11 protein-coding genes are annotated in these 9,891 nt (G+C 71.0%); 9 read left to right on the top strand and 2 right to left on the bottom strand.

From position 1 onward, the window contains the following. The first annotated feature begins 105 nt into the window (after positions 1-105). Genes GUY60_RS27930 through GUY60_RS27920 form a run of 3 tightly spaced genes read left to right on the top strand, consistent with a single transcriptional unit; the run spans position 106 to position 2,430 of the window. Positions 106-459, top strand: a complete 354-nt coding sequence (locus tag GUY60_RS27930; protein ID WP_161702705.1) for a histidine triad nucleotide-binding protein — start codon at positions 106-108, stop codon at positions 457-459. Positions 460-506: 47 nt separating this feature from the next. Then, complete coding sequence (locus tag GUY60_RS27925; protein ID WP_161702703.1) at positions 507-1,415, top strand: ribonuclease Z; 909 nt, start codon at positions 507-509, stop codon at positions 1,413-1,415. 22 nt (positions 1,416-1,437) lie between these two features. Continuing rightward, the gene (locus tag GUY60_RS27920; RefSeq protein ID WP_161702701.1) at positions 1,438-2,430 is read left to right on the top strand and encodes an adenosine deaminase; all 993 of its coding nucleotides are present in this window, start codon (positions 1,438-1,440) and stop codon (positions 2,428-2,430) included. Between the two features lie 47 nt (positions 2,431-2,477). Here the strand turns inward: GUY60_RS27920 and GUY60_RS27915 are convergent, their stop codons facing one another. Continuing rightward, the gene (locus GUY60_RS27915; RefSeq protein ID WP_161702699.1) at positions 2,478-3,776 is read right to left on the bottom strand and encodes a family 4 glycosyl hydrolase; all 1,299 of its coding nucleotides are present in this window, start codon (positions 3,774-3,776) and stop codon (positions 2,478-2,480) included. Positions 3,777-3,944: 168 nt separating this feature from the next. On the opposite strand from GUY60_RS27915, the gene GUY60_RS27910 reads away from it, so the two are divergent. Then, positions 3,945-5,066, top strand: a complete 1,122-nt coding sequence (locus tag GUY60_RS27910; protein WP_246235775.1) for a carbohydrate kinase family protein — start codon at positions 3,945-3,947, stop codon at positions 5,064-5,066. A gap of 511 nt (positions 5,067-5,577) precedes the next feature. On the opposite strand, the gene GUY60_RS27905 is transcribed toward GUY60_RS27910, so the two are convergent. Further along, positions 5,578-5,733: a hypothetical protein gene (locus GUY60_RS27905; protein WP_161702695.1), complete on the bottom strand. Its 156-nt coding sequence runs from the start codon at positions 5,731-5,733 to the stop codon at positions 5,578-5,580. Between the two features lie 223 nt (positions 5,734-5,956). On the opposite strand from GUY60_RS27905, the gene GUY60_RS27900 reads away from it, so the two are divergent. Genes GUY60_RS27900 through GUY60_RS27880 form a run of 5 tightly spaced genes read left to right on the top strand, consistent with a single transcriptional unit; the run spans position 5,957 to position 9,597 of the window. Next, entirely contained in the window at positions 5,957-7,018 is a 1,062-nt protein-coding gene (locus GUY60_RS27900; RefSeq protein ID WP_161702706.1) for a PhoH family protein, read from the top strand. Between the two features lie 14 nt (positions 7,019-7,032). Further along, on the top strand, positions 7,033-7,536 hold the full coding sequence (gene ybeY / locus GUY60_RS27895) for an rRNA maturation RNase YbeY (protein WP_161702693.1): 504 nt from the start codon (positions 7,033-7,035) through the stop codon (positions 7,534-7,536). Continuing rightward, complete coding sequence (locus GUY60_RS27890) at positions 7,533-8,831, top strand: hemolysin family protein (RefSeq protein ID WP_161702691.1); 1,299 nt, start codon at positions 7,533-7,535, stop codon at positions 8,829-8,831. The genes ybeY and GUY60_RS27890 overlap by 4 nt, the downstream gene beginning before the upstream one ends. Continuing rightward, entirely contained in the window at positions 8,828-9,190 is a 363-nt protein-coding gene (locus tag GUY60_RS27885) for an MmcQ/YjbR family DNA-binding protein (protein WP_161702689.1), read from the top strand. Before GUY60_RS27890 ends, GUY60_RS27885 begins: the two co-directional genes overlap by 4 nt. Positions 9,191-9,243: 53 nt before the next feature. Further along, complete coding sequence (locus tag GUY60_RS27880) at positions 9,244-9,597, top strand: cytidine deaminase-like protein (RefSeq protein WP_161702687.1); 354 nt, start codon at positions 9,244-9,246, stop codon at positions 9,595-9,597. The last annotated feature ends 294 nt before the right edge of the window (positions 9,598-9,891 follow it).

Below are 9,891 nucleotides of genomic sequence, written 5' to 3'. Positions count from 1 at the left end.
AAATCCAGCCCCTCCGGCGTTTGAGGAGCGGGGTCTGGGGCGGAGCCCCAGCCGGATACGATGCCGTACGCACACGATCGCTGAGGACCGAGGAGGCCCACCCCCATGGCCGGTGAGGCACAAGCGGACTGTCTGTTCTGCAAGATCATCGCGGGCGAGGTGCCCGCGACCCCCGTACGCGAGACCGACACCACGTACGCGTTCCGCGACATCAACCCGCAGGCGCCCACCCACGTCCTGGTGATCCCCAAGGTCCACTACCCGGACGTCGCCACCCTCGCCGCCGCCGAGCCGCAGATCACCGCCGACCTGCTGCGCGAGGCCGGAGAGGTCGCCGCGGAGGAGAAGCTGGAGAGCTACCGCGTGGTGTTCAACACCGGCAGCGGCGCCGGCCAGACCGTGTTCCACGCGCACGCGCACGTCCTGGGCGGGCGCGGCATGCAGTGGCCTCCCGGATAGCCCGGCCGGCCCGGACAGCCCCGAAATCGGAACACCGGTAACTCACCTTGTCCGTACGTGAATTCGTCGTCCTCGGCACCGCCAGCCAGGTGCCGACACGACACCGCAACCACAACGGCTACCTGCTGCGCTGGGACGGCGAGGGCATCCTCTTCGACCCGGGCGAGGGCACCCAGCGGCAGATGCTCCGGGCCGGTGTCGCCGCGCACGACATCAACCGGATCTGCGTCACGCACTTCCACGGCGACCACTCGCTCGGCCTCGCCGGGGTGATCCAGCGGATCAACCTCGACCGGGTCCCGCACCCGGTCACCGCCCACTACCCGCGCTCCGGGCAGCACTTCTTCGACCGGCTGCGGTACGCCACCGCGTACCGCGAGACCGTGCGCCTCGCGGAGGAACCCGTCGCGGACGACGGTGTGCTCGCCGAGACGCCCGCGTACACGCTGGAGGCGCGCCGCCTCTCGCACCCGGTCGAGTCCTTCGGCTATCGCCTCGTCGAGCCCGACGGGCGCCGGATGGTGCCCGCGCTCCTCGCCGAGCACGGCATCAAGGGCCCGGACGTGGGCCTGCTGCAGCGCGCGGGCGAACTGCGCGGCGTCCGCCTCGACGACGTCAGCGAGCTGCGGCGCGGGCAGCGGTTCGCGTTCGTCATGGACACCCGCCTCTGCGACGGCGTGCACGCGCTCGCCGCCGGCTGCGATCTGCTCGTCATCGAGTCGACCTTCCTCGACGAGGACGAACACCTCGCCCGCGACCACGGCCACCTGACCGCAGGGCAGGCCGCCGCAGTGGCCCGCGACGCCGGCGTACGGCACCTGGTCCTGACGCACTTCTCGCAGCGCTACGCCGATCCGGCGGAGTTCGAACGGCAGGCGCGCGCCACCGGATTCACCGGGGAACTGACCGTGGCGGCCGACCTGTCGACCGTCCCCGTGCCCAAGCGGCACCCCTGAACCACTCGTCGAAAGTACGCACATGCACGTTCCCAAGGCCGAACTCCACCTGCACATCGAAGGCACCCTCGAACCCGACCTTGCCTTCGCGCTCGCCGCGCGCAACGGCGTCGAACTGCCCTACGCCGACACCGAGGAACTGCGCCGCGCCTACCTCTTCGAGGACCTGCAGTCCTTCCTCGACCTGTACTACGGCCTGATGGCGGTGCTGCACACCGAGGCCGACTTCGAGGAGCTCGCCGACGCCTATCTGGCGCGCGCGGCGCAGCAGGGCGTACGGCACGCGGAGATCTTCTTCGACCCGCAGGCGCACACCGCGCGCGGCGTCGGCATCGGCACCGTCATCGAGGGCCTGGGCCGCGCCCTGGACCGCAGCGTGGAACGGCACGGCGTCTCCACCCGCCTGATCATGTGCTTCCTGCGCGACGAGTCCGCCGAGTCGGCCCTCGCGACGCTCGACGCCGCGAAGCCGTATCTGCACCGGATCACCGGCATCGGCCTCGACTCGGCCGAGGTCGGCCACCCGCCGGTCAAGTTCCGTGAGGTGTACGAGGCGGCCGCCGCGCTCGGTCTGCGGAGGGTCGCGCACGCGGGGGAGGAGGGGCCGCCGGAGTACATCACCGAGGCCCTCGACGTACTCGGCGTCGAGCGGATCGATCACGGGCTGCGGTGCGTGGAGGACCCGGTACTCGTGGAGCGCCTGGTGCGGGACCGCGTCCCGCTGACCCTGTGCCCGCTCTCCAATGTGCGGCTGCGGGCGGTCGACGTGCTGGAGTCGCACCCGCTGCCGGCGATGCTGTCGGCGGGGCTGATGTGCACGGTCAACTCCGATGATCCCGCGTACTTCGGGGGGTACGTGGGGGATACGTTCCATGCCGTGCACGAGGCGTTGGGCCTCGGCCCTGAGCAGTTGCGTGAGCTTGCCCGGAACTCGTTCCTGGCGTCCTTCCTTGAGGACGATGAGGGGTTGCGGGAGCGGTACTTGGCGGAGGTTGCGGCGTACGAGTTCGATTGAGGAGGCCCGTCCGGCAGGACTTCGGGAAGGGGCGGGTAGGGGAGAAATCAGACCGACGCCCCGTCGAGAATCCGCGCCGCCACCGCAGGTGAATCCACCAGTGGGTGCAGGGCGAGAGCCCTGAGCGCCGCCGCCCGGTCCTTGAACAGGGACGCCTCGATCGTCGCCCGTTCCACCGCCTTGAGCTGCAGCATCAGCCCCAGCTCAGCCGACCCCAGAGACGACGCCCCCCGCAGGGGCCGCGCCCCCCGAGCGTCCACCTCGCACACCGTCTCGATGATCGCGTCGGCGGGCAGCGCGGGGACCGTACCGTTGTTGCGGACGTTCAGGATCAGCCGCGTACCGCCCCCGGAGGCGATCGCTCGCATCAGGGCGAGGGCGACCCGGTCGTAGCCGCCGCCGTCCAGGTCGCAGGAGTCGCGCTGCCAGCCGCCGGTCGCGGCGCGGCTGTCCGCCATGTACGTCTCCTCGCGCTCCAGGCGGGTGGACTCCCACAACTCATGGGCGCGGTCCGGGTGTTCGGCGGCGCGGGCGAAGAACTCGCCCTGCTGGTGGTCGAGGAACTCGCCGCGCGTCTCGTCCGCGGCGCGCACCGCGGCGAGGGTCTCGCGGCGGAAGTAGTAGTAGTGCAGGTACTCGTTGGGCAGCGAACCGAGCGCGCGCAGCCAGTCCGCGCCGAACAGCTTGCCCTCCTCGAAGGAGCCGAGCGCCGCCTCGTCGGCAAGGAGTCCGGGCAGCAGGTCGCCGCGGCCGTCGGGCGCCGTCAACGACCGTAGCCAGCCGAGGTGGTTGAGGCCCACGTAGTCGTACGACACGGTGTCCGGGTCGGCGCCCGCGGCGCGCGCGGCGCGGCGGACCAGGCCGACGGGGGAGTCGCAGATGCCGATGACCCGGTCGCCCAGCACACCCGCCATCGCCTCGGTGACCATGCCCGCCGGGTTGGTGAAGTTGATGACCCACGCGCCGGGCGCCACCGCCGCCACGCGTTCCGCGATGTGCAGGGCGACGGGGATCGTGCGCAGCCCGTACAGCACACCGCCCGCGCCGACCGTCTCCTGGCCGAGCACGCCCTCGGCGAGCGGCACCCGCTCGTCCCTGACCCGGCCCGCGGTGCCGCCGACCCGGATCGCGGAGAACACGAAGTCCGCCCCGCGCAGCGCGTCGTCGAGCCCCTCGGCGACCCGCACCCGCGGCCCCTGCGGCAGCCCCGCGAGGACGGAGCGGATCACGCCGAGGCGCACCGGATCCGTGTCGTACAGGGTGAGCTCGGTGATCTCGCTGCCCGCCAGGGCGCCGTACACGAGCGGTACGCGGAAGCCTCCGCCGCCGAGAATCGTCAGCCTCATGTCGCGGAAGCTACCCCATACGGCCTGGCCCGCGGACGGCCACCGGGGGCACGTCACGGAGTGGGCGTGACGTTACCGGCGCGTGGGCCGTGCCGGGCGCCCATGATGCACACTGGCCAGACCGGCACGCACCAGTACGGGGAGTGCACCGTGAGATCCGACGATGAGATGACGGGCGGCTCCTGTCCGCCAGGGCAGCGGCTCGACCACACGTCGTGCCTTGACCCGCTCGCCACCGTGCGCGCCCCCGGCGACCCGGCGTGCGACGTGTTCCTGACCGGCACCGTCTTCCTCGACATCGTGTTCACCGGCCTCGACTCGGCGCCGGTGCGCGGCACCGAGTCCTGGGCCCGCGGCATGGGGTCGAGCCCCGGAGGCGTCGCCAACATGGCGGCCGCCCTGTCCCGGCTCGGCCTGCGCACCTCCCTGGCCGCGGCCTTCGGCGACGACCACTACGGCGAGTACTGCTGGGACGCCCTGGAGAAGGGCGAGGGCATCGACCTCGCGCCGTCACGCAGGGTGCGCGGCTGGCACTCGCCGGTGACGGTGTCCATGGCGTACGAGGGCGAGCGCACGATGATCTCGCACGGGCACGAGGCGCCACCCCCGGAGGAGCCGGTGCCGGGTACGCCGCCACGCGCGCGTGCCGCGGTCGCCTCGCTCACTCCCGGCTCGAGCGAGGAGTGGGTGGAGCGGGCGGCGGCGCAGGGCACCCGGGTCTTCGCGGACGTCGGCTGGGACGACACCGGCCGCTGGGACCTGGCGGGACTGCCGGACCTGGCGCACTGCGAGGCGTTCCTGCCGAACGCCGAGGAGGCCATGCGGTACACGGGTACGTCCTGCCCGCGCGCGGCCGCGCACGCCCTCACCCGCCATGTGCCGCTCGCTGTGGTCACCCTCGGCGCGGAGGGCGCGTACGCCGTGGACGGGCGGACCGGTGAGACCGCCGAGGTGCCCGCGATCGAGGTGCCGGCGCTCGACCCGACGGGCGCGGGCGACGTGTTCGTGGCGGGCTTCGTCACCGGCACCCTCGCGGGCTGGCCGCTCGCCGACCGGCTGGCCTTCGCCGGGCTCACGGCTGCGCTCTCGGTGCAGGAGTTCGGCGGTTCCCTGTCGGCGCCGGGCTGGGTCGAGGTGGCGACCTGGTGGCGGCACGTGCAGTCCTACGACGACCAGGACCCGGCGGCGCTGCGACGGTACGCGTTCCTCGACGGGATGCTGCCCGACGTGACCCGCCCCTGGCCGCTGCGGCGGGCGGTTCCTACGATCGGTTTCCGGGCGGCGCACTAGCCCCACCGGCCCCGCTGGCTCCACCCGCTCCGGCCTTCGGCGCGCTACTACGCGACGACGGACGAGCGGCTCCGCGACGTTCCGGGACCGGTCCGACGCGGACGAGGCGCTGACCTCGTCCCCGGCGCCCCCGCCGACCGCCGGGGAACGCCTGAACAAGACCGACGCGGCGGCCAAGGAGCAGTTCGGGGTCGCCGGCGACGCGGCGATATTCCTCCGCGACCACGCAACCCCCATATCGTTCAAGGACGTTGTGCAGAACCCGGTCCTGGGGCCACGTATCGACGCCCTGGTGAACTCCGGCAGCGTATTGGAAGGCCTTGAGGTGGTCGCGGGCTCGGTGCTCGACCTGACCAGCCCTTCCGTGCTCATCAACGAAGGCCTGAAACTCGCCTTCAATTTCGACCTCTTCGACCTCGTGACGCAGCCGTTCGTCGGTGACTGGGGCTCGTTCAGCTCGGCGCGATGTGCGAGGCGGTCTCCGGCAATGTCTCGTACGGGAACGACCTGCTCACCAATCCACGCCGTGGCCGAGCAGATCACCGGCCTGGTCAATCAGACGAAGGCGCTGCTCTCCATCATCCTGGACCTCGCGATCATGGCCGCCCTCGAAGCGGCGGCCGGGGCGGCGGCGGGAGCCACCGGGGCCGGCCTCGGTCTCCGGCATGTCCGCGATGGAGCAGCGCCTCGCCGAGATCGAGGCCTTCCCGCTGCCCCAGGGCGGGTACGACCACCCCCACGAGAAGATCTGAAACGGCGGCCCCGGTGGGCGGCGGGACTCGAAAAACTTCTCGGTCTTGTCGGTGGGCCGACGTACGCTGGTGGTATCCGAAGCAGTCGTGCGGCAGCAGCCCCGCACCGAGGAGGACGAGCAGGCCAAGCGCCGGCCCATGACTCAGACACCGACAGCTCACACCCCGACGCAGGGGCAGGCACGAGCCCACTTCTCCGTACCGGCGAAACACCCGATGGTGACCGTTCTGGGCTCGGGAGACGCCCTCCTGCGCGTGATCGAGAAGGCCTTCCCGGCGGCCGACATCCATGTCCGGGGCAATGAGATCAGCGCCGCGGGCGAGCAGAGTGAAGTCGCCCTGATCCAGCGCCTGTTCGACCAGATGATGCTGGTGCTCCGCACCGGACAGCCGATGACGGAGGACGCAGTGGAACGCTCGATCGCCATGCTCAGGGCGGACGAGAACGGTGAGGGCACCGAAGAGACACCGGCCGAGGTGCTCACGCAGAACATCCTCTCGTCCCGTGGCCGCACCATCCGCCCCAAGACCCTCAACCAGAAGCGGTACGTCGACGCGATCGACCACCACACGATCGTCTTCGGCATCGGCCCCGCAGGCACCGGCAAGACCTACCTCGCCATGGCCAAGGCCGTGCAGGCCCTGCAGTCCAAGCAGGTCAACCGCATCATCCTGACCCGCCCCGCGGTGGAGGCCGGCGAACGCCTCGGCTTCCTGCCCGGCACGCTCTACGAAAAGATCGACCCGTACCTGCGCCCGCTGTACGACGCGCTGCACGACATGCTCGACCCCGACTCGATCCCGCGGCTGATGGCGGCGGGGACGATCGAGGTGGCGCCGCTGGCGTACATGCGTGGTCGTACGCTCAATGACGCGTTCATCATTCTCGACGAGGCGCAGAACACCAGCCCCGAGCAGATGAAGATGTTCCTGACCAGGCTCGGCTTCGAGTCGAAGATCGTCATCACCGGTGACGTCACGCAGGTCGACCTGCCCAATGGCACCAAGTCCGGGCTCCGGCAGGTGCAGGACATCCTGGACGGTGTCCCGGACGTCCACTTCTCCCGCCTCACGTCCCACGATGTCGTACGGCACAAGCTCGTCGGCCGTATCGTCGACGCGTACGAGAAGTACGACAGCGAGAACGGCACGGAGAACGGGACGAACAAACCGTCCCGACACCGCCGCGACGGGAAGTAGCGAGAAACCAGCACATGTCGATCGACGTCAACAACGAGTCCGGCACCGAGGTCGACGAGCAGGCGATCCTCGACATCGCCCGCTACGCGCTCGCGCGCATGCGGATCCACCCGCTCTCCGAGCTCTCGGTGATCGTCGTGGACACCGACGCGATGGAGCAGCTGCACATCCAGTGGATGGATCTGCCGGGCCCGACGGATGTCATGTCCTTCCCGATGGACGAGCTGCGGCCGCCCGGCCGGGACGACGAGGGCGCGGAGCCGCCGCAGGGGCTCCTCGGCGACATCGTGCTCTGCCCCGAGGTCGCCAAGAAGCAGGGCGAGGAAGCGCCGACGGGGCACTCCATGGACGAGGAGCTGCAGCTGCTCACCGTGCACGGGGTGCTCCACCTGCTCGGTTACGACCACGAGGAGCCGGACGAGAAGGCCGAGATGTTCGGCCTGCAGGCCGCGATCGTCGACGGCTGGCGCGGTGAGAAGGGCCTGACCGGTCCCTCGCCCGCGCCCACCGTGTCGTGAGCGCCTCCCTGATCCTCGGCGCCGTCCTGCTGGTCGTCGTCGCCTGGCTCGCCTCCTGCGCGGAGGCGGGCCTCGCGCGTATGACCAGCTTCCGGGCCGCCGAGGCGGAGCGCTCCGGGCGCCGGGGCAGCGCGAAGCTCGCCCAGGTCGCCGCCGACCCGACGCGCTATCTGAACGTCGCGCTGCTCGTCCGGGTGGCCTGCGAGATGGCCTCCGCCGCCCTGGTCACGTACGCCTGCCTGCAGGAGTTCGAGGAGACCTGGGAGGCGCTCGCCGTCGCCATCGGCGTGATGGTCCTGGTGTCGTACGTCGCGGTGGGCGTCTCGCCGCGCACCATCGGCCGCCAGCACCCGCTGAACACGGCGACGGCCGCGGCGTACGTACTGCTGCCGCTGGCCCGGATCATGGGCCCGATCCCGCCGCTCCTCATCCTCCTCGGCAACGCGCTGACGCCCGGCAAGGGCTTCAGGCGCGGCCCGTTCGCCTCCGAGGCGGAGCTGCGCGCGATGGTCGACCTCGCCGAGCAGGAGTCCCTGATCGAGGACGATGAGCGCCGCATGGTGCACTCGGTCTTCGAGCTGGGGGACACCCTCGTACGTGAAGTCATGGTCCCGCGCACCGACTTGATCGTCATCGAGCGGTACAAGACGATCCGTCAGGCGCTCACGCTCGCGCTGCGCTCCGGCTTCTCGCGCATCCCGGTCACGGGGGAGAGCGAGGACGACGTGGTCGGCATCGTGTACCTCAAGGACCTCGCCCGTAAGACGCACATCAGCCGGGACGCCGAGTCGGAGCTGGTGTCGACGGCGATGCGCCCCGCCGCCTTCGTACCGGACACGAAGAACGCCGGGGATCTGCTGCGCGAGATGCAGCAGGAGCGCAACCACGTCGCGGTGGTCATCGACGAGTACGGCGGCACGGCCGGCATCGTCACCATCGAGGACATCCTGGAGGAGATCGTCGGCGAGATCACCGACGAGTACGACCGGGAGCTGCCGCAGGTCGAGGAGCTCGGCGCGGACCGGTACCGGGTCACCGCCCGCCTCGACATCGGCGACCTCGGTGAGCTGTACGGCATCGAGGAGTTCGACGACGAGGACGTGGAGACCGTCGGCGGGCTGCTCGCCAAGGCGCTCGGCCGGGTGCCGATCGCGGACGCCACGACCGTGGTGGAGCTGCCCGACGGGCGCGGACTGCGGCTCACCGCGGAGTCCGCGGCGGGCCGGCGGAACAAGGTCGCGACGGTCCTGGTGGAGCCGACGGACCCGCCGGAGCGCCGGGACGGTTCGGAGTGAAGGCCGCCGGGCTGCGGGAGTTCTGCCTCTCGTTCAACGCGGCGACGGAGGAGTTCCCCTTCCCCTCCGCCCCTGGCCTCTCCACGTTCAAGGTGCTCGGCAAGATCTTCGCCCTCACCGCCCTTGAGGAGTCCCCGCTGACGGTCTCCCTCAAGGCCGAGCCGGAGATCGCGGTGCGGCAGCGGGAGGACCACCCGGGCGTGATCGTGCCGGGCTACCACCTCAACAAACGGCACTGGAACACAGTGACGGTCGGGCAGTTGCCGGTCCGTACGGTGCGGGAGCTGGTGGAGGACTCGTACGACCTGGTGGTGGCGGGGCTGCCGAAGGCGGAGCGGCTCCGGCTCGACCGGGCCTGACACCGCCCAGGGCCGAGGTGCCCGGCCGCCGGGGCGCTTCGTATGCTCGGGGCATGACCGACAGCAGCGCGCTCGACGCCGAGGACCGCAAGATCGTCACCCTGGCCCGCTCCACGCGGGCCCGCAACGGCGTGCCGGAGGGCGCGGCCGTACGGGACGAGACGGGACGTACGTATGTCGCCGGCACCGTCGGCCTCGACTCCCTGAAGCTGAGCGCGCTGCGCACCGCCGTCGCGATGGCGGTGGCCAGCGGCGCCAAGTCCCTGGAGGCGGCGGCCGTCGTCACCGAGACGGGCACGTCCCCGGCCGAGGACCTCGCGGCGGTACGCGACCTGGGCGGCGCCGGTACGCCGGTCCTGGTCGCGGGTCTCGACGGGGCGGTCGTGGCGACGCTCGCCGCCGGCTGAGCCGACCCCGACCTCAACTCTTCCGGACGGAGTCCGGGCCCGGTACGTGAGTGCGTACGGGGTCCGGACTTCGTGCGTACGGGGCTTCCGTTCGGGGCGCGGACCTCTTCCGTCCGTGCGGCCGGATTCGGCCGCCGGTCGTCGGGTTTCGGATAAAGCCCCGCCGATTTTCCCAAGTCCCTTAAGAATCACGGGACTTTCTCTTGCCATCACACGCCGCTGGCGCCTCAATGGACGACAGTTCTTCCGACGGACCGTCAGATCTACGCGGCGGCGCACTCTCACTTCCCCCCC

Origin of the sequence: Streptomyces boluensis, from assembly GCF_009908195.1 — a bacterium.
GTDB classification, from domain to species: domain Bacteria; phylum Actinomycetota; class Actinomycetes; order Streptomycetales; family Streptomycetaceae; genus Streptomyces; species Streptomyces boluensis.
The sequence above is the reverse complement of the archived record's forward strand: the minus strand, read 5'-3'. Positions and strand labels throughout refer to the sequence as shown.

Coding starts and splice junctions, on each gene's coding strand:
- GUY60_RS27930 (WP_161702705.1), top strand. CDS start 106: ATGGCCGGTGAGGCACAAGCGGACTGTCTGTTCTGCAAGATCATCGCG.
- GUY60_RS27880 (WP_161702687.1), top strand. CDS start 9,244: ATGACCGACAGCAGCGCGCTCGACGCCGAGGACCGCAAGATCGTCACC.
- GUY60_RS27920 (WP_161702701.1), top strand. CDS start 1,438: ATGCACGTTCCCAAGGCCGAACTCCACCTGCACATCGAAGGCACCCTC.
- GUY60_RS27905 (WP_161702695.1), bottom strand. CDS start 5,733: ATGCCGGAGACCGAGGCCGGCCCCGGTGGCTCCCGCCGCCGCCCCGGC.
- GUY60_RS27915 (WP_161702699.1), bottom strand. CDS start 3,776: ATGAGGCTGACGATTCTCGGCGGCGGAGGCTTCCGCGTACCGCTCGTG.
- GUY60_RS27910 (WP_246235775.1), top strand. CDS start 3,945: ATGACGGGCGGCTCCTGTCCGCCAGGGCAGCGGCTCGACCACACGTCG.
- GUY60_RS27900 (WP_161702706.1), top strand. CDS start 5,957: ATGACTCAGACACCGACAGCTCACACCCCGACGCAGGGGCAGGCACGA.
- ybeY (WP_161702693.1), top strand. CDS start 7,033: ATGTCGATCGACGTCAACAACGAGTCCGGCACCGAGGTCGACGAGCAG.